At 67.0% G+C, this 24,404-nt stretch carries 23 protein-coding genes; 12 read left to right on the top strand and 11 right to left on the bottom strand.

What is annotated here, in order from left to right; translation table 11 throughout:
- Position 1 precedes the first annotated feature (1 nt).
- A complete protein-coding gene (locus FHW73_RS04080; RefSeq protein ID WP_183425444.1) occupies positions 2–268 on the top strand; it encodes a hypothetical protein in 267 nt (88 codons plus the stop codon).
- Between the two features lie 93 nt (positions 269–361).
- Here the strand turns inward: FHW73_RS04080 and asnS are convergent, their stop codons facing one another.
- Positions 362–1,759 carry an asparagine--tRNA ligase gene (asnS, locus tag FHW73_RS04075; RefSeq protein WP_183425443.1) on the bottom strand — a complete coding sequence of 466 codons (1,398 nt, stop codon included), beginning with the start codon at positions 1,757–1,759 and terminating at the stop codon, positions 362–364.
- Between the two features lie 114 nt (positions 1,760–1,873).
- Between asnS and FHW73_RS04070 the strand changes: the two genes are divergently transcribed.
- Positions 1,874–2,212: an iron-sulfur cluster assembly accessory protein gene (locus FHW73_RS04070; RefSeq protein WP_183425442.1), complete on the top strand. Its 339-nt coding sequence runs from the start codon at positions 1,874–1,876 to the stop codon at positions 2,210–2,212.
- 61 nt (positions 2,213–2,273) lie between these two features.
- On the opposite strand, the gene FHW73_RS04065 is transcribed toward FHW73_RS04070, so the two are convergent.
- Genes FHW73_RS04065 through cyoA form a run of 5 tightly spaced genes read right to left on the bottom strand, consistent with a single transcriptional unit; the run spans position 2,274 to position 7,332 of the window.
- Complete coding sequence (locus FHW73_RS04065) at positions 2,274–3,023, bottom strand: SURF1 family protein (protein ID WP_183425441.1); 750 nt, start codon at positions 3,021–3,023, stop codon at positions 2,274–2,276.
- A gap of 19 nt (positions 3,024–3,042) precedes the next feature.
- Positions 3,043–3,426 (bottom strand): cytochrome o ubiquinol oxidase subunit IV, encoded by a 384-nt coding sequence (cyoD, locus tag FHW73_RS04060; RefSeq protein ID WP_183425440.1) that lies wholly within the window; start codon positions 3,424–3,426, stop codon positions 3,043–3,045.
- Positions 3,423–4,073 (bottom strand): cytochrome o ubiquinol oxidase subunit III, encoded by a 651-nt coding sequence (gene cyoC / locus FHW73_RS04055; RefSeq protein WP_183425439.1) that lies wholly within the window; start codon positions 4,071–4,073, stop codon positions 3,423–3,425. The genes cyoD and cyoC overlap by 4 nt, the downstream gene beginning before the upstream one ends.
- Before the next feature lies 1 nt (position 4,074).
- The gene (gene cyoB / locus FHW73_RS04050; protein WP_183425438.1) at positions 4,075–6,087 is read right to left on the bottom strand and encodes a cytochrome o ubiquinol oxidase subunit I; all 2,013 of its coding nucleotides are present in this window, start codon (positions 6,085–6,087) and stop codon (positions 4,075–4,077) included.
- Between the two features lie 42 nt (positions 6,088–6,129).
- Positions 6,130–7,332, bottom strand: coding sequence for a ubiquinol oxidase subunit II (cyoA, locus tag FHW73_RS04045; RefSeq protein ID WP_183425437.1), 1,203 nt, complete (start codon positions 7,330–7,332; stop codon positions 6,130–6,132).
- Positions 7,333–7,510: 178 nt separating this feature from the next.
- On the opposite strand from cyoA, the gene FHW73_RS04040 reads away from it, so the two are divergent.
- From FHW73_RS04040 to FHW73_RS04020, 5 genes are all read left to right on the top strand, one after another.
- Positions 7,511–8,830 (top strand): MFS transporter, encoded by a 1,320-nt coding sequence (locus tag FHW73_RS04040; protein ID WP_183425436.1) that lies wholly within the window; start codon positions 7,511–7,513, stop codon positions 8,828–8,830.
- A gap of 396 nt (positions 8,831–9,226) precedes the next feature.
- Positions 9,227–9,670 carry a 30S ribosomal protein S6 gene (gene rpsF / locus FHW73_RS04035; RefSeq protein WP_183425435.1) on the top strand — a complete coding sequence of 148 codons (444 nt, stop codon included), beginning with the start codon at positions 9,227–9,229 and terminating at the stop codon, positions 9,668–9,670.
- 11 nt (positions 9,671–9,681) lie between these two features.
- The gene (gene rpsR / locus FHW73_RS04030) at positions 9,682–9,912 is read left to right on the top strand and encodes a 30S ribosomal protein S18 (RefSeq protein WP_047135782.1); all 231 of its coding nucleotides are present in this window, start codon (positions 9,682–9,684) and stop codon (positions 9,910–9,912) included.
- A gap of 152 nt (positions 9,913–10,064) precedes the next feature.
- Positions 10,065–10,517, top strand: coding sequence for a 50S ribosomal protein L9 (gene rplI, locus FHW73_RS04025; protein ID WP_183425434.1), 453 nt, complete (start codon positions 10,065–10,067; stop codon positions 10,515–10,517).
- Between the two features lie 623 nt (positions 10,518–11,140).
- Positions 11,141–12,541 carry a replicative DNA helicase gene (locus tag FHW73_RS04020; RefSeq protein WP_047135784.1) on the top strand — a complete coding sequence of 467 codons (1,401 nt, stop codon included), beginning with the start codon at positions 11,141–11,143 and terminating at the stop codon, positions 12,539–12,541.
- A 130-nt stretch (positions 12,542–12,671) separates the two neighbouring features.
- On the opposite strand, the gene FHW73_RS04015 is transcribed toward FHW73_RS04020, so the two are convergent.
- From FHW73_RS04015 to FHW73_RS04005, 3 genes are all read right to left on the bottom strand, one after another.
- Positions 12,672–13,142, bottom strand: a complete 471-nt coding sequence (locus FHW73_RS04015; protein WP_183425433.1) for a YbaY family lipoprotein — start codon at positions 13,140–13,142, stop codon at positions 12,672–12,674.
- A gap of 80 nt (positions 13,143–13,222) precedes the next feature.
- A complete protein-coding gene (locus FHW73_RS04010; RefSeq protein ID WP_255492643.1) occupies positions 13,223–14,077 on the bottom strand; it encodes an endonuclease/exonuclease/phosphatase family protein in 855 nt (284 codons plus the stop codon).
- 11 nt (positions 14,078–14,088) lie between these two features.
- On the bottom strand, positions 14,089–15,870 hold the full coding sequence (locus tag FHW73_RS04005) for a M14 family metallopeptidase (RefSeq protein ID WP_183425432.1): 1,782 nt from the start codon (positions 15,868–15,870) through the stop codon (positions 14,089–14,091).
- A gap of 183 nt (positions 15,871–16,053) precedes the next feature.
- Between FHW73_RS04005 and FHW73_RS04000 the strand changes: the two genes are divergently transcribed.
- From FHW73_RS04000 to FHW73_RS03980, 5 genes are all read left to right on the top strand, one after another.
- Positions 16,054–17,676 carry an oligopeptide:H+ symporter gene (locus tag FHW73_RS04000; protein ID WP_255492638.1) on the top strand — a complete coding sequence of 541 codons (1,623 nt, stop codon included), beginning with the start codon at positions 16,054–16,056 and terminating at the stop codon, positions 17,674–17,676.
- 24 nt (positions 17,677–17,700) lie between these two features.
- Positions 17,701–18,318 carry a rhomboid family intramembrane serine protease gene (locus tag FHW73_RS03995; protein WP_183425431.1) on the top strand — a complete coding sequence of 206 codons (618 nt, stop codon included), beginning with the start codon at positions 17,701–17,703 and terminating at the stop codon, positions 18,316–18,318.
- Positions 18,319–18,413: 95 nt separating this feature from the next.
- Positions 18,414–19,325 carry a hypothetical protein gene (locus tag FHW73_RS03990; RefSeq protein WP_183425430.1) on the top strand — a complete coding sequence of 304 codons (912 nt, stop codon included), beginning with the start codon at positions 18,414–18,416 and terminating at the stop codon, positions 19,323–19,325.
- A 368-nt stretch (positions 19,326–19,693) separates the two neighbouring features.
- A complete protein-coding gene (locus FHW73_RS03985; RefSeq protein ID WP_047135789.1) occupies positions 19,694–19,903 on the top strand; it encodes a cold-shock protein in 210 nt (69 codons plus the stop codon).
- A gap of 154 nt (positions 19,904–20,057) precedes the next feature.
- Positions 20,058–20,876: a DUF3298 and DUF4163 domain-containing protein gene (locus FHW73_RS03980; RefSeq protein ID WP_255492636.1), complete on the top strand. Its 819-nt coding sequence runs from the start codon at positions 20,058–20,060 to the stop codon at positions 20,874–20,876.
- Here the strand turns inward: FHW73_RS03980 and FHW73_RS03975 are convergent.
- Both FHW73_RS03975 and FHW73_RS03970 read right to left on the bottom strand, forming a co-directional pair.
- A complete protein-coding gene (locus FHW73_RS03975; RefSeq protein ID WP_183425428.1) occupies positions 20,859–21,716 on the bottom strand; it encodes an NAD-dependent protein deacetylase in 858 nt (285 codons plus the stop codon). The two genes, FHW73_RS03980 and FHW73_RS03975, sit on opposite strands and share 18 nt — an antisense overlap.
- 525 nt (positions 21,717–22,241) lie before the next feature.
- Positions 22,242–24,395, bottom strand: a complete 2,154-nt coding sequence (locus FHW73_RS03970; protein WP_345776145.1) for a M3 family metallopeptidase — start codon at positions 24,393–24,395, stop codon at positions 22,242–22,244.
- Between the last annotated feature and the right edge of the window lie 9 nt (positions 24,396–24,404).

Genomic DNA, 24,404 nt, shown 5'->3' with positions numbered 1-24,404 from the left:
TATGAAGACCAGACTATGGGCCGGCGCACTGATGGGTCTTGTCGCCGGATTGACGGTTGCGTCTGTCCAGGCTTCCAGCATCGCGACCGAAGACCGCAAGGCGCCAGAGGCCGTCACACTGGTTTCGCCCTCGCTTGCGGCTCCCGTCAGGTTGCTTCCTGACGTTGGCAGCAATCCCGAGGCGACCTGCATGCTGATTCGCGACCGCCAGTCCTGTGTCTTGAACATGGCGTGCCGGTGGCGCAATGAGCGTTGCGTCGACGAGTAAGGCAACGCATTGCGCGGTCTCAGCACTCTTCAATGAGTGCTGAGACCAGTATCGGCTCGAGACGCACGGTCTACGCCTCTTCGATCTCCGTGCTCAGTACTCCGCCTGTCCCGGTGCGCGCGGGTAGGGGATCGCGTCGCGGATGTTGGACAGGCCGCAGACGTAGACGATCAGGCGCTCGAAGCCCAGGCCGAAGCCGGCGTGGGGCACGGTGCCGTAGCGGCGGAAGTCGCGGTACCAGCCGTAGTGCTCGCGGTCGAGACCGAACTGGTCCATGCGCGCATCGAGCACATCGAGCCGTTCCTCGCGCTGCGAGCCGCCGATGATCTCGCCGATGCCCGGCGCCAGCACATCCATCGCCGCAACGGTCTTGCCGTCGTCGTTGAGGCGCATGTAGAACGCCTTGATGTGTTCGGGGTAGTTGGCGACCACGACCGGCCGACCGACGTGCTGTTCGGTGAGCCAGCGCTCGTGCTCGGTCTGCAGGTCCAGGCCCCACTCGACCGGGAACTCGAACTTCTGGCCGGACTTGCGCAGCAACTCCACCGCCTCGGTGTATTCGATGCGCTCGAACGGGGCGTTGATGAACTTCTCCAGCCGCGTGACCGCATCCTTCTGCACGCGCTCGGCGATGAATGCCATGTCGTCGCTGCGCTCATCGAGCACCGCGCGGAAGAGGAACTTCAGGAAGTCCTCGGCCACGCGCGCGTCCTCGGCCAGATCGGCGAACGCGATCTCCGGCTCGATCATCCAGAACTCGGCCAGGTGGCGGGTGGTGTGGCTGTTCTCGGCGCGAAACGTCGGACCGAAGGTGTAGACCTTGCTCATCGCCAGGCAGAACGCCTCGACGTTGAGCTGGCCCGACACGGTCAGGAACGCTTCCTTGCCGAAGAAGTCGCGCGAGAAGTCGACCTTGCCGTCGCGCAGCGGCAGGTTGGCCAGGTCCAGCGTCGAGATCCGGAACATCTGGCCCGCGCCCTCGGCATCGGACGTGGTCACGATGGGGGTGTTGATCCAGTAGTAGCCGTTCTGGTGGAAGTAGCGGTGCGCCGCCTGTGCCAGACAGTGGCGGATGCGGGTGACGGCGCCGAACAGGTTGGTGCGCGGGCGCAGGTGCGCGACCTCACGCAGGAACTCCAGCGAATGCGCCTTGGGCTGGATCGGATAGGTCTCCGGGTCTTCGACCCAGCCCACGACCTCGATCTCGCGCGCCTGGATCTCGAAGCTCTGGCCCTGGCCCTGCGAGCGGACCAGCGTGCCGGTGGCGATCACCGAGCAGCCGGCGGTCAGCCGGCGGATCTCCGATTCGTAGTTGGCCAGCGTCTGCGGCGCCACGACCTGGATCGGCGCAAAGCACGAGCCGTCGCTGACGTTGACGAAGCTCAGGCCCGCCTTGGAATCGCGGCGGGTGCGGACCCAGCCACGGACGGTGACGTCGCCGCCTTCGGGAAGATGGCCGGCGAGGGCCTGTTGGACGCTGGTCGTGGTCATGCCTTGAATCCCGGGAATCCGCACCGATGAATGGCTGCACAGTCTACCGTGCCGCCGCCGCGCCGCGGATGCCCGCTCAGCTGCCGCTGCCGACCGCAGGAGTACACTCGTTCCATGGCCATCGCACTCGCTCCCGCCGCCCTCGAACGGGCCCGCCGTTTTCTCGCTGCCAGCCCGGATGCGCTCGGACTGCGCTTCGGCGTGGCCAGGACCGGCTGTTCGGGTTGGGGCTATGTCGTCGACCTCGCCCACGAGGAGAAGCCCGGGGACGCGGTGACCGAACAGGACGGCGTGCGGATCTACGTCGATGCGCAGAGCCAGCCGATGGTCGATGGGACCGAGATCGACTTCGAGCAGAAGGGGTTGAATCAGGAGTTCGTGTTCCGCAATCCCAACGCGGCCGCCGAGTGCGGCTGCGGCGAGAGCTTCACCACCGATCCGGGCAAGGCCTGAGAGCATCTGACCGGGCGGCCTCGGCCGTCGGGTTGCACACGTCGGTCGGAGCGGGAAGCGCCTATTCGGCGTCGGGCGCGCCGCGCCGGAACTCGTTGCGCCACACGAAACCGATCGCCAGCAGCGTCAGCAGTGCCATGCCGAACCAGGTCAGCGCATAGCTGAGGTGGTTGTCGCGGAAGTGCACGATCGTCAGCCCGGGCACCGGCCAGTTGGCGCCATCGATCGAGGTCTGGGCGTCGATGAAGAATGGCGCCACCGGTGCCGGGACCTGCCGCGCGGCGGTCATCTCCGCCGGCACGCGGGCATACCAGCGGTCTTCGGCGGGCACGTTGGCGCGCACGAGCAGGCCGGCGCGGTCGGGCTGGCGCAGCAGACCGGTGATTTCGACGACGTCCGCGGCGTCCACCCGGGCGCGACTGTCGCGCCGACGATGCGCATTGTCGACGTAGCCGCGATTGATCCACACCGCCCCGTCCGCGGTCGCCATCGGGGTCATGATCCAGTAGCCCGGCCCACGCTCGGTGGAGGCGTAGACCGCGACCTCCTGATCGTGCAGCAGCCGCCCACGGGCGGTGACCCGTCGATACTCCGCATCGGCCGGATCGAGACCGGCCCAGTCGGCCGCGGCCGGGAAGGCAACAGGGTCCGCATGGATCCGCGCCTCGACCCGGGCGATCAGCTCGCGCTTCCAGCCCAGGCGCTCGACCTGCCACAGGCCCAGCGCGATGAAGCCGGCCGTGGCCGCGATCAGAAATATCAGCAACGCCCAGCGTCGGGCCGGGCGTTGCGGGGCGCGTTGCGCAGTCATGACGGAGCGTGGTGTGCGGTCAGGGCGCGACGCGCATCTGCTCGGGCGACATCGGCATCATGTTGTAGTTGAGGTGGTACATGACCCACAGCGAGCCGACCAGCGCGATGACGATGATGATGCCGGTGAACAGCAGCGACATCAGAATCCAGCCGCCCTCCGATTTCCGGTTCATGTGCAGGAAGTAGATCATGTGCACGACGATCTGGATGGCGCCGAACACCATGATCAGCGCGACCGTCCAGACGCGGCTCTCGATCACCTCGCCCATGACCAGCCAGAACGGAATGACGGTGAGGATCACCGACAGCACGAAGCCGATCACATAGTCGCGCATGCTGCCGTGGCCGTGCGCGTCGTGCGCCGCCTCGTGGGCGGGGTGGTGGTTGGTTTCGGTGCTCATCCCACGACTCCCATCAGATACACATACGAGAACACGCCGATCCAGATCACATCCAGGAAGTGCCAGAACATCGACAGGCACATCAGGCGGCGGTGGTTGGCGGCGTTGAGCCCATGCTTGCGCAGCTGGAACACCAGGGTCACCAGCCAGATCAGACCGAACGTCACGTGCAGGCCGTGGGTACCGACCAGCGTGAAGAATGCCGACAGGAACGCGCTGCGCTGCGGGGTCGCGCCCAGATGGGCGAGATGGTGGAACTCGTAGAGCTCGATGCCCAGGAACGCCAGGCCGAACAGGCCGGTCACCAGCAGCCAGCCGATCGTGCCGCGGATGTTCTGCTTGTACGAGTTCAGCATCGCGAACCCGTAGGTGATCGACGAGAACAGCAGCATGAATGTCGCGACCAGGATCAGCTTCAGGTCAAACAGGTCGGCCGGCGACGGGCCGGCCGCGTAGTTGCGGCCGAGCACGGCGTAGATGGCGAACAGGATCGCGAAGATGAGGCAGTCGCTCATCAGGTAGATCCAGAAGCCGAGGTTGGTTCCGGTCTCGGGGTGATGCGCATGCCCGTCATGGGCATGGGGGTCCTCGATCACGTGGTAGACGCGGGCGGTGTCGCCGGAAGTGGGTTGAATGCTGTGTGCCATGTCAGAGCGCCTGCTGCGCGAGATCGCGCGTGCGTTGTTCCTCGGTGTCGATCACGTCCTGGGCGGGGATGTAGTACTCGCGGTCGTAGTTGAAGGTGTGCGCGATCGCCGCGACCACCAGCGCCACGAACGACACGCCCGCCAGCCACCAGATGTGCCAGATCAGACCGAAGGCCAGGGCGACACTGATTGCCGACAGCACCACGCCTGCACCGGTGTTGCGCGGCATGTGGATCGGCACGAAACCGGCCAACGGACGCTTGTAGCCGTGGCGTTTCATATCGGCCCAGGCGTCGATCTCGTGGACCACCGGGGTGAAGGCGAAGTTGTAGGCCGGCGGCGGCGACGAGGTCGACCATTCCAGCGTCCGGCCGTCCCAGGGATCGCCGGTGACGTCGCGCAGTGCCTTGCGCTTCCGCACGGCCTGGACGATCGACATGATGAACGCGCCGATGCCGGCCGCGACCAGCGCCGCGCCGATCGCCGCGACCACGAAGAACAGGTGCAGCGAGGTGTCCTCGAACTGGCTCAGACGGCGGGTCACGCCCATCAGGCCCATGATGTAGAGCGGGGTGAACGCGACCCAGAAGCCGGTCAGCCAGCACCAGAACGACACCTTGCCCCAGAACTCGTCGAGCTTGAAGCCGAACGCCTTCGGGAACCAGTACACCATGCCGGCGAACAGGCCGAAGACCACGCCGCCGATGATGGTGTTATGGAAGTGGGCGATCAGGAACAGGCTGTTGTGCAGCACGAAGTCGGCCGGCGGCACGGCGAGCAGCACACCGGTCATGCCACCGATGACGAAGGTGAACATGAAGCCGATCGTCCACAGCATCGGGACGTCGAAGCGGATCCGTCCCTTGTACATCGTGAACAGCCAATTGAAGATCTTCGCGCCCGTGGGGATCGAAATGATCATCGTGGTGATGCCGAAGAACGCGTTGACGCTTGCGCCCGAGCCCATGGTGAAGAAGTGGTGCAGCCACACCAGGTACGACAGGATCGTGATGACTGCGGTCGCGTAGACCATCGAGGTGTAGCCGAACAGCCGCTTGCCGCAGTACGTGGACACGACCTCGGAGAAGATGCCGAAGGCCGGCAGCACCAGGATGTAGACCTCCGGGTGGCCCCAGATCCAGATCAGGTTCACGTACATCATCGGGCTGCCGCCCAAGTCGTTGGTGAAGAAGTTGGTGCCGACGTAGCGGTCCATCGTCAGCAGCGCCAACGTCGCGGTGAGGATCGGGAACGTCGCGACGATCAGGATGTTGGTGCACAGCGAGGTCCAGGTGAAGATCGGCATGCGCATGTACTTCATGCCCGGCGCACGCATCTTGACGATCGTCACGATCAGGTTGATGCCCGACAACGTCGTGCCGACACCCGCAACCTGGAGTCCCCATAGGTAGTAGTCCATGCCGACACCTGGACTGTAGTCGGCGCCCGACAACGGCGGGTAGGCCAGCCAACCGGTCCGCGCGAACTCACCGACGAACAGCGACAGCATGATCAGCACCGCACCGGCGGTGGTCATCCAGAAGCTGAAGTTGTTGAGGAACGGGAACGAGACGTCGCGCGCGCCGATCTGCAGCGGCACGATGTAGTTCATCAGGCCGGTCACCAGCGGCATCGCCACGAAGAAGATCATGATCACGCCGTGGGCGGTGAAGATCTGATCGTAGTGGTGTGGGGGCAGGAAGCCCTCGCCGCCGCCCGAGGCCAAGGCCTGGTGGGCGCGCATCAGCAGCGCGTCGGAGAAGCCGCGCAGCAGCATCACCAGCGCCAGGATGCAGTACATGATCCCGATCTTCTTGTGGTCGATGCTGGTGAACCACTCCTTCCACAGGTAGCCCCAGAGGCGGTACCGGGTGACGAGCACGAGCAGTGCGATGCCGCCCAGCGCGGTGCCGATGAAGGTCGCCGCGAGGATCGGGTCGTGGAGGAAGGCCAGGGACTCGAGCGAAAGACGCCCGAGCCATGGTGAGGTGAGCTGGTCCTGGGGTGCGGACATGGGGTTCCTGCCTAGTACTGGATTCGGTGATGCGATCCGGGATCAGCGGCCCGAGGGGCCGCCGTCGTCGTCCGGCTTGCCGGGTGCGCCTTGCTGCTGCGGCGCCTGCCCCGGCGGGATCGGCTGCACGCCCTGATCGTCGGCGCCTTCGCTCGAAGGCGTGGGCTGCGGCGTCGGTTCCTCGGGCGAGACGGCCCGCGGCTGGTGACCCTGGGGCTCGTCGCCGCGCGCCTCGCGGCCGGCCTCGGGGAAGGTGGCGCCGGGCGCGGCCACCGGCTCGTCGGCGTGGCGGTTGTCGTAGCGCAGACGGGCGTAGTTGGCATGGCTGTCGACGCCGCCGCCGCCCGAGCGGTCGATATGCATCATCTCATGGACGCACATCGAGCCCGGCGCCACGCACATGTTGAGGATCGCCTCGTACAGCGCCGGGTCGACATTGCCGAAGTAGCGCACCGGCTCACGCTCGGACGGCTTCTCGAGCACCAGATACTCCTGGCGGCCCAGCGGCGTCTGGTCGGCCTGCACCTTGCGCACCCAGGCATCGAAGCCGTCCTGGCTCATGCCATGGAAGTTGAAGTGCATGTGCGAGAAGCCGTCGCCGCTGTAGTTGCCCGAGAAGCCCTTGTACACACCTTCGGCGTTGATCACGGCGTTGAGCTTGGTCTCCATGCCGGTCATCGCGTAGATCTGGCCGGCCAGCGCCGGGATGAAGAACGAATTCATCATCGACGAAGAGGTGATCTTGAATTCGATCGGCACGTTCACCGGCGCGGCGAGCTCGTTGACCGTCGCGATGCCCTGCTCGGGATAGAGGAACAACCACTTCCAGTCGAGCGCGACCACTTCGACCACCAGCGGCTTGACGCCCTCGGCGATCGGCGTGTTCGCGTCGATCCGGTCGAGCGGGCGGTAGGGGTCGAGCTTGTGGGTGGCGATCCAGGTCACCGTGCCCAGCACCAGGATGATCGCCAGCGGCGCCGACCAGATGATCAGCTCCAGGCGCGTGGAGTGGTGCCAGTCCGGCGCGTACTCGGCGTCCTTGTTCGACGCGCGGTACTTCCAGGCGAAGAAGAACGTCAGGAAGATCACCGGGACGATGACCAGCAGCATCAGGCCGGTGGACAGCAGGATCAGATCGCGCTGCTGCATGGCGATGTCGCCGGACGGCCGCATGAGCACCCAGTCGCAGCCGGACAGCAGCAGGGCGGTCCCGAACAGGACCGAGAATCGGAGGAAGGATTTCATTGGTGGGAGATCGACGACTGAAAAGGGAAACGGCTTGACGGAAGCGCCACGTCCGGGCGGCTAGCGTGGAATCAGGGCAGGGCGCGGGCGCGTGCTGCTGCGCACCTTGCGTGGTGGGCCCGTTTGGGGGTCACAATGCGGTGCATTATCCCCCATGACGACCGGAGACAGCGCGCAGATGAGCGAAACCGCACAGCAAGCCACCACCGGGCTGGATGACGCGCCGGAGACCGACGACCTGGAGATCTCGCCGGGGAAGATCGCCTTCCCGGTCGTGATGGGCCGCACGTCGGAGTTCTTCGACTTCTTCGTCTACGGCATCGCGTCGGTGATGGTCTTCCCTTATCTGTTCTTTCCCGACAGCGACCCGGTGCAGGCCACGCTCAAGTCGTTCGCGATCTTCTCGCTGGCGTTCATCGCCCGGCCGATCGGCTCGGCGGTGTTCATGGCCATCGACCGCAATTTCGGCCGGGCGGCGAAGCTGATAGTGGCGCTGTTCCTGCTGTGCGGCTCGACCATGGCGATCGCGTTCCTGCCCAGCTACGCCCAGGCCGGCCTGCTGGCGCCGGTGCTGCTGGCGGTCTTCCGCTTCGGTCAGGGCCTGGGCTGGGGCGGCGCCTGGGACGGGCTGCCGTCGCTGCTGTCGCTCAGCGCGCCGAGCGAACGCCGCGGCTGGTACGCCATGGTGCCGCAGCTGGGCGCGACGTTCGGCTTCATGCTCGCGGCGGGCATGTTCCTGGTGTTCATCCGGGTCCTCGGCCATGAGGATTTCATGGCCTGGGGCTGGCGCTTCCCGTTCTTCGTGGCGCTGGCGCTGAACGTCGTCGCGCTGTTCGCGCGGCTGCGCCTGGTGGTCACGCCGGAGTTCGTGCAGCTGTTCCGGCAGCAGGAACTGCAGCCGCGCCGGATCGGCGAGACCATCCGCACGCATCCACGCCAGGTGCTGCTCGGTGCGCTGATCCCGTTGGCGAGTTACGCGATGTTCCACCTGGTGACGATCTTCCCGCTCAGCTGGGCCACGCTGTACACCGATCACAACGCCGGCGATTTCCTGGTCAGCCTGATGATGGGCGCGGTGGTGGGCGGGGTGGGCATCGTGCTGTCGGGCCTGCTGGCCGACCGGGTCGGCCGTCGCGGGCAACTGGCGATCGCAGCGGTGCTGATCGCGATCTTCAGCTTCTTCGCGTCCGGTCTGCTGGGCGACGACACGACCGCCGGCCGCACGACCTACGTCGTCGTGGGCTTCGCGCTGCTGGGGCTGTCGCTGGGGCAGGCGAGCAATGCGATCGCTTCGCGCTTCGAGAGCATCTACCGCTACACCGGCGCGGCGGTCACATCCGACATCGCCTGGCTGCTGGGTGCGGGCTTCGCGCCGCTGGTCGCCCTGGGCGTGTGCAGCCGCTTCGGGCTGGAATACGTCGGCTACTACCTGCTTTCGGGTGCCGTCGTGACGCTGGCCGCGCTGGGCTTCAGCCGGACCCTGGAAACCGTGCGCTGATCGCCACGCACCGTGCGCCCAGTCGGGCGCGCGGTCGGTTCGGCGATGGGCGGTGGTCTGCACGATGCGATCGTCCGGGCCCGAGACATCCGGGCATGAAGAGGCGGGGGAGGGGCCTGCGGCTCGACTCGGGCGCGTCCGGTCGGGTGCGCTCCGTTGTCGCGGTGGCCGGGTGTCCATTTCACCATGTCAGCCTGCGACAGGGCTGCGACCGAGTGTCGCACCTGCGCGCAGGTCGGCCTGCGCATGTCCCCGCGCTTGCCCGTGGGCGGTGAATCTGTGAGAATTGCCGGCTCCCTGCGCTCAGGCGCCGGGAGGCCCTTGCCCCACCGCGCACGCGGGGGGCTATCCGGACCGCCGCCGACCGGCGCGGTCGATATCCGAAAGGAAACCACTATGCGTCATTACGAAGTCGTGTTCCTGGTCCACCCGGACCAGAGCGAGCAGGTGCCCGCGATGATCGAGCGTTACAAGTCGATGATCGAAGGCGCCGAGGGCACCATCCACCGTCTGGAAGATTGGGGCCGCCGTCAGCTGGCCTACCCGATCAACAATCTGGTCAAGGCCCACTACGTGCTGTTCAACATCGAGGTCGGCCAGGCCGGTCTCGACGAGCTCGTCGAGGCGTTCCGCTTCAACGATGCCGTGCTGCGTCATCTGGTGATCCGCCGCGAAGAGGCCGATACCGAGCAGTCGCTGATCATGAAGAACAAGGACGACAAGGGCGACAAGCCCGAGCGTGGCGAGCGTCGTCGTCGCGATGATGAGGGCGAGTCCACCGGCGGCGATGCCGACGGCGACAAGTCCGACAAGCCCGACACCAACGCCGAAGCCGCCTGAGGAGCACGTCCATGTCCAAGTTCTTCCGCCGCCGCAAGTTCTGCAAGTTCACCGCCGAGGGCGTCAAGGAGATCGATTACAAGGATCTCAACACCCTGCGCCAGAACCTGACCGAGAACGGCAAGATCGTCCCCAGCCGTATCACGGGCACCAAGTCGCGTTACCAGCGTCAGCTGGCCACGGCCGTCAAGCGCGCCCGTTACCTGGCCCTGATCCCGTACACCGACAACCACAACGTGTGAGGTAGGCGGGTCCCTCCGCCGAAGCCCGGCCCTCCGTGGCCGGACTTTAAAAAAAGCGGATGGCGACACCGTTCTGCACCATCATTTTCGTCCGGTTCGGACAGCACTCGTTGCGGTGCCTTGGGCGCCGCTAACGAATACGGAGCTACACCATGCAACTGATTCTGCTGCAGAAGGTCACCAACCTCGGCAACCTGGGCGACAAGGTCAACGTCAAGCCGGGCTATGGCCGCAACTATCTGGTGCCGCAGGGCAAGGCCGTGCCGGCGACCGAGGCCAATCTGGCCGAGTTCGAGACCCGCCGTGCCGAGTACGAGGCCAAGGCCAAGGCGCAGCTCGACGAGGCGCAGTCGCGTCTGGCCAAGCTCGAGGGTGCCAGCGTGACCGTTTACGCCAATGCGTCGACCGAGGGCAAGCTGTACGGTTCGGTCGGTCCGCGCGAGATCGCCGATGCGCTGACCAAGGCGGTCACGCCGGTCAACAAGTCGGAAGTCGTGTTGGGCGAAGGCGCGTTCCGCAACACCGGTGAGTACGAGGTGGTCGTGCACCTGCACGCCGACGCCGAGACCACGGTCAAGGTGATCATCGAAGGCGAGGTCGCCTGATCCATCGGATCGGGTGGTCCTGGACGGGCGCCGCAAGGCGCCCGTTTTCGTTTGGGCTGCTTGCCCGACCACTGTTCGCTAGTGGCAGCTCCACGACGGACCTCGGTTGGGCGGTGGCCTGGCGGGCAGTGGCCGCTTGTCCCTCGGTCAGGGCATCCTGCCCTGACTCGGGCGCGCACCATCCATGGCGCGCTTGGCGCGGCCACTGCCCGCCAGTCCGCCGCTCGCGAGCGTCCGGATGTGCGACTTCTGTGGCGCCTCGACGAGGGCGCGTGCGCACCGGGTTGTGGTGTTCGGGCGGCTAGTCTTTCGCCCAGTGGAAGGCCTTCCACGGCTTCAGAGCGGCCAAGTTCCGGATCGCGAGCGAGGGCTCGGCCGGGCGTTGCGGAGAGCGGACCATGGATGGTCCGCGGCGGCGAGTCAGTCAGGGATGACTGACCGAGCCGAGGAGCAATCCCGGCCGGGCCCTCGCAGGGTCCGAAGACGCCGTCTCAGGCAGCGAGATAGCGCGTTGTCAAGCTGTGTATGGGCAACGTTATCCACAGGTTATGGGGTCGCGTGTCCACAGGCCCGCGCTCTAGCATGTCACTCGCCGTAGTCCGTTCTTTCTGAAGTCGACCGCCATGTCCGCACGTCCCGAGTACCGCAATGACCACCGTGCCGATGCGCGCGTCGAACAACTGCGCATCCCGCCGCAGTCGGTCGAGGCCGAGCAGGCCGTGCTCGGCGGCCTCATGCTGGTGCCCGATGCCTACGACCGCATCGCCGACCTGCTGGTGTCGGAGGATTTCTACCGGCGCGATCACCAGAAGATCTACGCCGCGATCCAGGAACTGGCCGAGAAGAACAAGCCGTTCGATGCGGTGACGCTGGGCGAGTGGTTCGAGTCCAATGGGCTGTCGGAACTGGTCGCCGGTGGTGCGTACCTGGGCGAGCTGGCGAGCACGACGCCGTCGGCGGCCAACATCCGCGCCTATGCGGAGATCGTGCGCGACAAGGCGATTTTGCGTCAGCTGATCGATGTCGGCACCGAGATCGTCAACGACGGCTTCCAGCCCGAGGGCCGCGACAGCAGCGAGATCCTGGCCAAGGCCGAGCAGCAGGTGTTCAAGATCGCCGAGGCCGGTGCCCAGGGGCGCAGCGACTTCACCGCGATCAACAAGGCGATGGCCGACGCCTTCGACGTGCTGCAGACGCGTTACAACAACGGCGGCGGGGTGACCGGTCTGCCGACCGGCTACACCGAGTTCGATGAGATGACCGCCGGCCTGCAGCCGACCGACCTGATCATCCTGGCCGCGCGTCCGGCGATGGGCAAAACCACGTTCGCGCTCAACATCGCTGAGTACGCGGCGATCAAGACCAAGAAGGCGGTCGGCGTGTTCTCGATGGAAATGTCGGCCAGCCAGCTCGCGCTGCGCCTGATTTCCTCCAATGGCCGGGTCAATGCGACGCGCCTGCGCACCGGCCAGCTCGAGGACGAGGACTGGAGCCGGGTGAGCAGTGCGATCCGCATGCTCAAGGAGACCAAGATCTTCATCGACGACACGCCGGGCCTGGGGCCCGACGTGTTGCGCGCCAAGTGTCGCCGCCTCAAGCGCGAGCACGACCTGGGGCTGGTGGTGATCGACTACCTGCAGCTGATGTCGGTGCCGGGCAACAGCGAGAACCGCGCGACCGAGATCTCCGAGATCTCGCGCTCGCTCAAGGGCCTGGCCAAGGAACTCAACGTGCCGGTGATCGCGCTGTCCCAGCTCAACCGCTCGTTGGAAACCCGCGCCGACAAACGCCCGGTGATGGCCGACCTGCGCGAGTCGGGCGCCATCGAGCAGGACGCGGACATCATCATCTTCATCTACCGCGACGACTACTACAACAAGGAAACCTCGCCGGACAAGGGGCTGGCCGAGATCATCATCGGCAAGCAGCGAAGCGGCCCGACGGGCTCGGTGAAGCTGAAGTTCTTCGGCGAGTACACCCGCTTCGACAACCTCTCGCACGACTCGATCGGCAGCTTCGAGTAACACGCGGCGGTCGCGTCGTCATTGCTTGCTGGGTCCGGCCGCGTCGCGCGCCCGGACCCGGCAAGCAGATCCTGTAGGTGCACAGACCGCCGCCCGTCAGGCGGCGCGCGGTCTCGTGTCCGGCATCGCTTTACGGCTGGACGTGATGCAGCCGGACGCGGCCGACGTGCAGGCCGGCGCTGGACGGGTCGATCGCGACCGGCACGGCGTCCTCGGTGCGGAAGCGTGGCGTGCCGTCGGGCATCGACACGGCGATCTCCAGCGCGACCGGGCCCGTCAGACGCGCGCGCGGCACGTCGAGCGCGAACTCGTAAGGCCCGGCGCCGACGGTCGTGCTGCGTTCGGCCAGAACGCGCGTCTCGCCCGTGCGGGCCGGGTCGACCAGGCGGACATCGAGCCTGGACCCGTCGGGCATCAGGATCTTCTCGAAGTAGACGGCCTCGCCTTGCAGGGTGAGCGATGGCTGCGGCACGCTGTCGGTCATCGGCGGGGCTCCTGCGGCGACGGTCGGGGCGGGGGTCTGGCAGGCGCCGAGCAGCGCCACGGGCAGCACCGCGGCAGTGATGCGGGCCAACATCGGGGACGGGCGGGTCGGGGACATCGGACGAACTCCACAGCGGTGATGCCGCCCAGCATGCGCGCCGCCGGCGCAATGAGGGCGCAATGCCGGGCCGGCGACGGTCACGGTCGCAGGCGTAGCCGGACCCAGGTCCCGAAATGGTCGGACGGCCAGGTGCCCTCGGCATCCGGGGTGTCGAGTACCACCTGCGCGTCTTCGATCTCGAAGCGGCCCTGCTGCGCGAACACCAGGTCGATCCGCGACCGGTAGTCGAAGAAGTGCGGGTTGAGCGTGGTCACGCCGGCGCCGTCGGCCTCCGGGTGCCGCGCGCCGTACGCGTCGATATAGCGCGCACGCAGCGCCGCGAACTCAGGCGCGCTGGCCGGTGAATTGAAATCGCCCAGGATCAGCGACGGCACATCGCCGGACGTGCGCGCCACGAAGTCCAGCGCGTCGGCGACCTGCACTTCGCGGATCGCGCCGCCTTCGAGCGTCCAGTGCAGATGGGTGAAGTAGACATCGAGCGGGCGGCCGTCGATGTCGAGACGTGCGTGGCCGATGCTGCGCGAGTCGTCATGCGGCTGCAGCCGGTGCCAGTCCTGCGCCTTCACCGGCAGCCGGGTGAGCAGGGCGTTGCCGTAACGATGTGCCTGGTCGGCCGGATCGGTGGAAACGAACTGCACCGTGTAGCCGAGTTCGGCGGCGATGGTCTGCGCCTGGTTGTGCAGGGCCTCGGTCTGCAGCACTTCCTGCAAGGCGATGATGTCGGGATCGAGCGCGCCCAGTTGCGCGACGATCAGCGGCAGCCGCTTCGGCCAGTCGGCCTTGTCGTGGTAGATATTGAGCGTGACCACGTCCAGCGTGCGTGGCGGCGCCGGTTCGGGCTTCGTGCCGCCGGTGCCGGTGCAAGCGGCGAGGACGAGCAGCGACAACGCCGCGGGCAGGCAGTGACGCATCAGGCGGGACAACGGGGACATGGCAGCTCCAGTCATTCGGGGGCGACGTCGGTACGGACGACGGGGTAGAGGTTGTAGCGCGCATCCCAGGCGCTGTGCCGACGATAGAAGTACGTCAGGCGCGCGCTCGGGTCGGCGGCGAAGGCCGGATCGTCGCGCAGCCGGGTGCGGAAGTCCTCGGCGAGCGCCGGGTCGGCGGCCAGCATCTCGCGCGCGACCGCTTCGGCGACATAGTCCTCCATGTACTCCTTGCGCTCGAAGTGAGTGTTGAAGCGGCCCCAGGCGGCCATCGAGTCGGGCGCCTGCGGCTCGAGCAGCGCGGCGACCAGGCGCGCCTTGGGCTGCGCGATCGGCACGTACAGTGCGCCGGCGCCGATGTCCTGCGGCTCGGCACGCCAGCGGCCTTCGAGCGTGAGCCGCTGGTGGCCCTCGACCGGAGCGGTGCCGAATGCGGTGCGCTCGGCGCGGAAGGTCTCGACGGCGAGCTGGGGATGGGCGTGCGTGAGTGTCGAATAGGCGATGCCATGCCGATCGAGCGCCTGGGCGACGCTGGCTGCGTGGGCGGCGGGCACGATGTAGCCTGCGCGCGGCAGCGTGACGGTCAGTGATGGCACGATCTCGTCGCGCAGCGGCACCCGCCAGATCTGCGGCGTGGTCTCGTCGTAGCGCGTCATCAGTGCGCCCGAGACCTCCGACAGCGTGCGCGTGTAGGCGTAGCCGCGGAAGTTGACCATCCGCGCGCGCGTCGTGGCCTGCCAGTCCAGTGGCAGCGGGGTGCCACCGAGTGCGGCGGCGCGGGCATCGGCGTCGGCCGCCACGCGCTTCCATGCGCGACCACGGCGGGCGATCTGTTCGAGCACCGAGACCACGGTGTTGCGGGTCAAGGCCACGCGGACCGGGTAGGGCTTCCACGAGTGGGTCTCGATCAGCATCGCCACCCGGTTGCGCAACGGGAAGTAGCCGGTCGAAAAGCGTGGCGGCGACACGCCGTCCTCGAAGCCCGAGGTCGGATCGTCGGATTCGACGAACGACGGGTAATAGGGCAGCGGCAGTGCGCCCTGGCGCGCGAGGTCGTCGATGACCGCATCACGAAACGTGCGCCCGACATCGCGCATCTGCGCATCGCCCGAATGCACCGGCTCGACCTGCACCGCGATGTCGTGTTCGAACTGCGCGCCGTTGGTCGCGTGCAGGTCGACATAGGCGATCGGGTCCCAGGCTTCGACCAGCGCCAGCATCGCCTGCATCTCCGGCGCCTCGGCCTTGGCGTAGTCGCGGTTGAGGTTGTAGTTCTGCGCCGTCGTGCGCCAGCCCATTTCGCGCGGGCCGCGCTGGTTGGGCCGGTTCCAGGCCGCGAAACGCTCGTGGCCATCGGCGCTGAACACCGGCACGAACACCCAGACCAGCGCGTCGAGCGCGCCGGGCGCGGCGTCGCCATCGAGCACCTGGCGCAGCGCCAGGAAGCCGGCGTCCTTGCCGTCGATCTCGCCGGCGTGGATGCCGCCCTGGATCAGCACGACCGGAATACCCTGCGCGCGCGCCTGCTCAGGATCGAGCGTGCCGCTGCGGCTGACGATCAGCGCCTGCATCGGCCGGCCTTCGGGCGTGGTCCCGAATTGCGTGCAGCGCACCGCATCGGGATGCAGGCGGGCGAAGGTGGCGCACAGGCGCACGACCTCATCATAGCGGCCGGTCTCGACGAAGCCGCTGTGCTCGGACACGGTGATGCGCGGATCGTCGGTCGCGGCCGTCGACGTCAGTGGCGCAGCGAGCGTGGCGGCGAGCAACAACGGCAGGAGCGGGCGGCGGAACATGGCGGCGGTCCGGAAGAGAGCGACCGTGCATGATGCCCGGCCGGGCGCACACGCCCAAGGGCAGGCGTCGCGATCGAGGGCCCAGCGCCCGGCACTTGCTGCCGTCCGGCCGGCATGGCAGCCGCGGACCGGACGCCAGGATCGGGTAGGCTGTGGGGTTCCCAGACTGCCTTCGACGTGCCGATGACGACCGTCCAGACCACTGCGGGCCGCATGCCCCGCCAGATCTCCTACATCATCGGCAATGAGGCCTGCGAGCGCTTCAGCTTCTACGGCATGCGCAACATCCTGGTGCCGTTCCTGATCAGTTCGGTGCTGCTGGCCTATCTGCCCGAGGGGCCGGAGCGCGACGGCGCGGCCAAGGACATCTTCCACATGTTCGTGATCGGCGTGTACTTCTTCCCGCTGCTGGGTGGGTGGTTGTCCGATCGCTTCTTCGGCAAGTACCACACCATCCTGTGGTTCTCGCTGATCTACTGCGCCGGCCATGCGTGCCTGGCGCTGTTCGAGAACAACGCCGCGGGGTTCTACACCGGCCTGTTCCTGATCGCACTGGGCTCGGGCGGCATCAAACCGCTGGTGGTCTCGTTCTGCGGCGACCAGTTCGACCAGAGCAACAAGGACAAGGCCAAGCTGGTCTTCGACGCGTTCTACTGGATCATCAACTTCGGTTCGTTCTTCGCGTCGCTGCTGGCGCCGCTGTTCCTGCGCCATTTCGGGCCGGCGGTCGCGTTCGGCATCCCCGGCATCTTGATGTTCATCGCCACCTTCGTGTTCTGGCTCGGGCGTCGGCGCTATATCGATGTGCCGCCGGCCGGCCGCGATCCGCACGCCTTCTTCGAGGTCGTCAAGACTGCGCTGCGCGCCGAGCGCCCAGGTGCCGGCCGTCCGGGCCTGCTGGTCGCGCTGTTCGGCATCGCGGTCGCCGCGCTGTTGCTGGTGCTGTGGGCGCTGTCGGCGGTGGGCGTGGTGCCGCCAGCCTGGGCCGAGTCCTTCAACTTCGTGATCTCGGCGTGCCTGGCGCTGGGCGTGATCATTGCCGCCGGCGGCGTCGGCGCCTCGATGCAGCTCGAGCGCGCGCGCGGGTCGCACCCCGATGCCGCGGTCGACGGCGTGCGCGCGGTGCTGCGGATCCTGATCGTGTTCGCGCTGGTCACGCCGTTCTGGTCGCTGTTCGACCAGAAGGCCTCGACCTGGATCATCCAGGGCCGCGAGATGGTGATCCCGCACGCGGCGTGGTGGTGGCCGAGCTGGCTGATCCAGGACGCGGCGCAGATGCAGGCGCTCAACCCGTTGTTGGTGATGCTGCTGATCCCGTTCAACAACCTGGTGCTGTACCCGGCGCTGCGTGCGATGGGGCTGTCGGTGACGCCGCTGCGCCGCATGGGCTGGGGCATCGCGTTCTCGGGCGTGGCGTGGATCGCCGCCGGTGCGATCCAGCTGTGGATCGATGGCGGCGAGCAGGTCTCGCTGGCCTGGCAGTCGTTGCCGTATCTGTTGCTGACCTTCGGCGAGGTCCTGGTGTCGGCAACCGCGCTCGAGTTCGCTTACAGCCAGGCGCCGCAAGCGATGAAGGGCGTGATCATGGCGTTCTGGTACCTGACCAGCACCTTCGGCAGCCTGTGGGTGCTGCTGACCAACGCCGGCGTGCGCAATGAGGCGGTGACCGCGTACATCGCCTCGTCGGGACTGAGCGAAAACGCATTCCTGATGTTCTTCTTCGCCGGATTCGCGTTCCTGGCGGCCTTGGCGTTCGCGGCGTATGCACGGCGCTATCCCATGCAGGACAACTACCGTGTTGCCTGATCCGTCCTTCCGGAAGCCCGTCCGATGAACCTCGCTCCCGTCACGCTGCTGCTGATCGTCGTCACCGCCGTGGTGTCGTGGCAGGCGTTCGAAAAGCCGCAATTGCTCGCCCGGCTGATTCTGTGGCCGCCGGCGGTGGACCGCTACCGCCAGTACGACCGGCTGCTGACGCATGGCTTCATCCATGCCGACTGGCAGCACCTGCTCTTCAACATGATCACGCTGTTCTTCTTCGGCGGCGGCATCGAGCGCGCGTTCGCGCCATACATCGGCCCGGTCGGCTTTCTGCTGTTCTACCTGTCGGCGATCCTCGTGGCGATCCTGCCGACCTATCTGCGTCACCGGCGCGACCCGCACTATCGCAGTCTGGGGGCTTCGGGCGCGGTGTCGGCGGTGCTGTTCGCGTCGATCCTGCTCAGCCCGTGGTCGATGTTGCTGGTGTTCTTCATCCCGATGCCGGCGATCGTGTTCGGCGTGTGCTATGTCGGCTACAGCATCTGGATGGACCGCCGAGGCGGCGACAACATCAACCACAGCGCGCATCTGTGGGGCGCGGGTTACGGTGTGTTGTTCACCGTGATGATGGAGCCGCGCGTGCTCGGCAGCTTCGTCGATCGCCTGATGTCGCCGTCGTTCTTCTAGCGGCGCGCACAGCGCGGCTTGCGTCCGCGCTCACCGGCCTTGCATGCGATGCGTGATATTCCTGCACGCACATCCATCAAACGGAGTGCATGTCCATGGCCGTGACCCGAGCGAAAGCCACCAGCCTGCTCAACAAGACCGAGATGGGGTTGTACGACGCCAGCCGCGCCAATGCAGTGCGCGGTCTGAGCGACGCCCAACTCGCCAAGCTGGTGACCCGCGCGCGCACCGCCCGCGATCGTGCGCGCGATCTGGAGAAGCGCCAGCGTCTGGCTTCGCGCAAGTCGACCGGCAGCAAGACCGGACGGACCGGACAGGCGAACGCGCGCACGGGCGAGAAGGCCGAACTGCTCGCCGACATCCTCGGCCGCCTCGAAACACGCCAGAAGGACAACGCGAAGGCAGCCAAGGCGGCGACGACGGCGGCACGCAAGTCCGCGAAGAAGACGAGCGCGACGGGCGCACGCAAGCCGGCTGCCAAGTCGGCCGCTGCTGCCAGCACGGCAGGCACGCGCACGAAGTCTGTTAAGTCCGCCAAGACCAGCAAGGCCGCCAAGGCGGCGTCCAAGACCTCGGCAACGTCGGCCACCTCACGGCGTGCGGCGTCCGCAACGACATCGACCAGTGTCGGCAAGACCACGGCCAAGCCGGTATCGGCCCGGTCGCGCAAGACGGCCACGGCGCGCACGCCGGATGCCGCGGACAAGCCGGCGGCGCCCGCGCGCAAGTCGCGCCGTGGTACGCGCATTTCGCCCGAGCGCGCGCTCGACAATACGCGGCAGTTGCTGGAACAGCACGAAGCGCAGGCGCGCACGCCCAAGCCCTGGGAAGAGATCGGCCACGATGGTGCAGCGCCGGCGACGCCGGGCTTCCAGTCGCCGCAGGCCCGTGCCAAGGCACTGGAACTGCACGCTGCCGAAAGCCGGCAGGCCTCGATCAACGGCAGCAGCAGTACGCGCGACCGCAAGAACCAGGGCAAGCGCGATCGCCGGGCGGCGACGGACTGAGCGGCCTGTTGCTGGGAGCCGCGGTGTTCCACGCCTCATCCGCAGCCGGCATGGCGGCGCTGGGCCAGCCGGCCCAGGCAGCCGTCGGCCATCCCCTTGGCACCGACGGGGAGGGTGGCATCGTCGTCCCCCTATTCACATTTCAGTCGATAATTGCGGTATCGTGCGCGGACTGTTCAAGGCGGGATCACGGTACATCGTGGCTCCGATGCGGTAGATCCAATCTCACGACGGCCGGAGCTTTTCGGTCGGGACGATCCGCTCCATCGCTTTCGCGTTACCCCTTGCTAGACAGTCGCGGCAACCGGCCATCCAAACAACGCCGGCCGTCGTGTTCCAATGACCACACTGCTTCAAGGAGTAACACCATGTCAGAGCGCCAGACCGGAACCGTCAAGTGGTTCAACGATGCCAAGGGCTTCGGCTTCATCACCCCGGAGAGCGGCCAGGACCTGTTCGTCCACTTCCGCTCGATCCAGGGCACCGGCTTCAAGTCGCTGCAGGAAGGCCAGAAGGTCTCCTTCAAGGTCGTGCAGGGCCAGAAGGGCCTGCAGGCTGACGAGGTGCAGGCGATCTAATCGCCCGCAGCGTCTGCCAGATCCGGCCCCGGACGGTAACGTCCGGGGCTTTTTCGTATGCGTCGGCCTGGCGTCCGTCGTTCACGACCAGGCCACGTCGATGTCGTTAGCGTTTCGTGAGTTCCATGCCGCTGGGCGGCCCCGAGGATCGATGATGAGACGGATGGTGCTGTGCGTATTGCCGCTGTTGCTGCTGGCCTGCCAGCGTGAGGCGCCCGTGCCGGCGCAGCCGGCGGCCGGATCCGGGGGCGCCGTTGCCGAGGCAGTGCAGCCGCTGGCCGAAACACCCGTCAAGCTCGAGGATGTGGTCGAGATGGACCCGCGCTACATCGTGGGCATCAGCTACCCGCCCGAAGCCAACAAGTACCCGGGGCTTGCCGCCGAGCTGCATCGCTTCGCCCAGGCGGCCCGCGACGAGCTCAAGCAGGCCTTGCCGGGCACCGAGCTGCAGCCGGGCGTGACCTACGATCTGTCGTTGAGTTTCACCACGCTGCTCGACACCCCGCGTGTGCTCGCCATCGCCGCCGATGGCGGCAGCTACACCGGCGGGGCACACGACAACCCGATCATCGCGCGTTTCTTCTGGCTCGTCCGCGAGGAGCACTTGCTCACCGCCGACGAACTCGTCGCCGGCGCGGGCGATTGGCAGGCGATTTCGGACTATGTGCGCGAGCAACTGCATGCCGCACTGTCGCAGCGCATCGACGCCGATGAGCTCGATCCGGCCGAGCGCAGCCGGATGATGCAGACCGCAGGCCGGATGATCGACGAAGGTGCGCGGCCGGACGTGGCCAACTTCCAGCAGTTCGAGCCGATCGCCGGCCCCGGCGGCAAGCTTGCGGGTCTGCGTTTCGTGTTCCCGCCCTACCAGGTCGGGCCGTATTCGGACGGCATGCAGACCGTTGAGGTGCCGGCGTCGGTGCTGGTGCCGCACGTGGCGCCGGCGTATCGCGATCTATTCGTCGCCGGCTGAGCCGTCGCGCGCGAGCGCGCCCAAGGTGTGGCCGATCTCGGCATCGAGCCGCAACGTGGCCAGCGCGTCCGCACGCGTGATCCCGCGGTTGAGGATCGCCAGCGGCAGCCCCGCCTCGTGGGCCATCTTGGCGAAACGGAAGCCCGAGTAGACCATCAGCGAAGAGCCGACGACGAACATCGCGTCGCTCTCTGCCAATGCCGTCCTCGCGGCCTGCACGCGCGCTGTCGGCACGTTCTCACCGAAGAACACGACGTCGGGTTTGAGCAGGCCGCCGCAGTGCAGGCACTGTGGCGGCACGAAGACGGCTTCGGACTCGGCGGCGATGTCAGCGTCGCCATCGGGCGCCATCGCGGCCGCGCCGGGATGCCAGTCGGGGTTGTCGGCAACGAGCCTGGGCTGCAGCGCATTGCGCGGCATCACGGTGCCGCAACCCAGGCAGACGACGCGGTCGAGCCGGCCGTGCAGGTCGATCACCGAGCGGCTGCCGGCGGCCTGGTGCAGGCCGTCGACGTTCTGGGTCAGCAGGGTCGCGATCGGACCGCCATTGCCGAGGACGGCCAGCGCTTGGTGCGCGGCGTTGGGGCGCGCCACAGAGAATCGTGGCCAGCCGACGAAGCTGCGTGCCCAATAGCGGCGGTAGATCGCCGGGTCGCCGGTGAACGCCTGCCAGGTCACTGGGGCAGGGCGCTTCCAGGCGCCGTCGGTATCGCGGTAGTCGGGAATGCCCGAGCCTGTGCTGATGCCGGCGCCGGTGAGCACGAAGACACGGTGGAATCCGCCGAGCCAGTCGCGCAGGCGTTCGGTGGCTTCGCTGCTGTCGAGGACGATCGCGGACATGGGGCCATGCTACTCCGGGCTTCTGCCTTTCGTGGGTGCGCGCGCTCGCGCGTAAAGTGGCTTCGCCTGAAAAACCTGTCCTTGAACGAGGTGCCAAGAACCAAGGCCCTTCTATTAAGTACGGTGTTACGAGTCCGCTTCGGATGGGCAGCGGCCTGCTGGCCGGAAGCCGCTCCCCCCTCGGCAAGGCATCCTGCCTTGACTCGGGCGCGCACCATCCATGGCGCGCTTGACGCGGCCACCGGCCAGCAGTCCGCTGCCGAGGCCGTTTCGATAACTGCCTTCAACTAGAGCGGCCAAGCGATGCGTTGGAAGAAGTCGCACGCGTTCGGTCTCGTGTGTGCCGTGCATCCATGCGAACGCCAAGCGCCGGACCGCGAAGCGGTCTTGACCGAGGGAAGAGCGGCTTTTGGCTGGCAGCCGCTGTCTATCCGGAGCGCAGCGCCCATCCCGCATTGGGGTGGGCCGAAAAGAAGAACGCCCGGCGCGGGGCCGGGCGCTCTGGTCACGCATCGCGTTAAGCGATCAGTTCGTTGCGTCCTTCGGATCGGGCGCCAGGCCACGCTTGATCAGCAGGGGCTGGATCTGCGGCTCGTGGCCGGTGAAATCCACGAACAGCTGCTTGGCGTCCTTGCTGCCGCCACGCGAGAGCAGGGTGCTGCGGAAGCGATCGCCATTGGCGCGGGTCAGGCCGCCGTTCTGCTCGATCCACTGCACGGTGTTGGCGTCCAGCACTTCCGACCAGATGTAGGCGTAGTAGCCGGCCGCATAACCGCCGTTGATGTGGCTGAAATACGGCGTGCGGTAGCGCGGCGGCACCGGCGGGTAGTCCAGGCCGGCCGCCTTGAGTGCGGCGGCCTCGGTCGTCATGACCTCGGACGCCGCCGGCAGCTGGTCGGCCGGCAACTGGTGCAGATACTGGTCGAGCATCGCTGAGCCCAGGTATTCGGTGGTCGCAAAGCCCTGGTTGAACTTCGCGGCCGCCTGCACCTTCTCCAGCAGTTCGGCGGGCATCGGCGCGCCGGTGCGGTAGTCCTTGGCGTAGTTGGCCAGCACTTCCGGCCAGTCGGCCCACATCTCGTTGACCTGCGAGGGGAACTCGACGAAGTCGCGCGGCACGCTGGTCCCGCTGAAGAACGGGTACTTCACGTCCGAGAACATGCCGTGCAGTGCATGGCCGAACTCGTGGAACATCGTGGTGACCTCATCCCAGGTCAGCAGCGTCGGCTGGCCGGCCTGCGGCTTGGGGATGTTCTGGTGGTTGGCGGTGACTGTCAGCGTGCCGTCGAGCTCGGACTGCGAGACGTAGGAGTTCATCCACGCGCCACCGCGCTTGGACGGGCGCGCGTAGGGATCGTAGATGAAGATCGCCAGCTGGCTGCCGTCCTCGTTGAAGACGTCATAGGTCCAGGTGTCGGGGTGGTACTTGGGCAGGTCGGTGCGTTCCTTGAACGTGATGCCGTAGAGCTTGGTCGCGGCAAAGAACACGCCGTTCTCCAGCACGTTCTTCATCTCGAAGTAGGGCTTGAGCTGGGCATCGTCGAAGCTGTACTTGTCCTGCCGGACTTTCTCCGAGTAGTAGGCCCAGTCCCACGGCTCGAGCTGGAACGTGGGCTCGCCCTTGGCGGCCTGCTCGCGGTCGATCATCGCCTGCAGTTCGGCCGCCTCGCGCTTGGCGTTGGCGACGGCGGCCGGGGCCAGCTGGCCGAGCATCCCATTGACGGCCTCGACGGTGCCGGCGGTCGAATCCTCGAGGATGAAGGCGGCCTGGTTCGGGTAGCCCATCAGGTTGGCGCGCTCGGCGCGCAGCTTGAGGATTTGGGCGATGACGCCGGTGTTGTCGTACTGGTTGCCGCGGCTGCCGCGGGCGACCGAGGCCTTGTGGATGCGCTCGCGCAGCGCGCGGTTGTTGATCTGCGGCAGCGGCGGCTGGCCGGTGGTGTTGAGCAGGGTGATGACGTACTTGCCTTCGAGCCCGCGCGACTTGGCGGCTTCGGCCGCGGCAGCGATCTGCGCCTCGCTCAGGCCGTCGAGCTCGGCCACGGTGTCGACCACGACGGCCGAGTCGTTGACCTCGTTGAGCACGTTCTGGCTGAAGGTCGTCGAGAGCTTGGCCGACTCGGCGTTGATGCGCCGCATCTGCTCCTTCTGCGCGTCGCTCAGGTTGGCGCCGGCGCGGACGAACATGGTGTGGTAACGCTCGACCAGGCGCTGGCCCTCGGCGTCCAGACCGAGCGAGGCGACGTTCTTGTACAGCGTGTCGACGCGGGCGAAGAGCTTGGGATTGAGCATGATCGCGTCGCGGTGCGCGGCGAACTTCGGCGCGTAGTCGGCGTCGATCTGCTTGCGCGTGTCGTTGGTGTCGGTGCCATTGAGGTTGCCGAAGATCCGGCGTGCGCGCGACAGCAGTTCGCCGGACTTCTCCAGCGCGACGATCGTGTTGTCGAAGGTCGGCGGCTCGGGATTGTTGGCGATCGCTTCGATCTCGCGCAGGTTCTCGGCCATGCCGGCGTCGAAGGCGGGGCCGAAGTGCGCGTCCTGGATCAGGTCGAAGCGCGGATAGCGCAGATCGAGCGTGCTCTCGACGAACAGCGGATTGTCGGCCGGGCGCTGGGCGCTTGCCGCAGGCGCGGTCGTGGCGGTGCCCGAAGACTGGGCGAAGACGGGCAGGGCGGACACGGCAAGGGC

Source organism: Luteimonas sp. RC10 (genome assembly GCF_014192745.1).
GTDB lineage: Bacteria > Pseudomonadota > Gammaproteobacteria > Xanthomonadales > Xanthomonadaceae > Luteimonas.
Note: the sequence above shows the minus strand (reverse complement) of the source record. Positions and strands in the feature narration are given on the sequence as shown.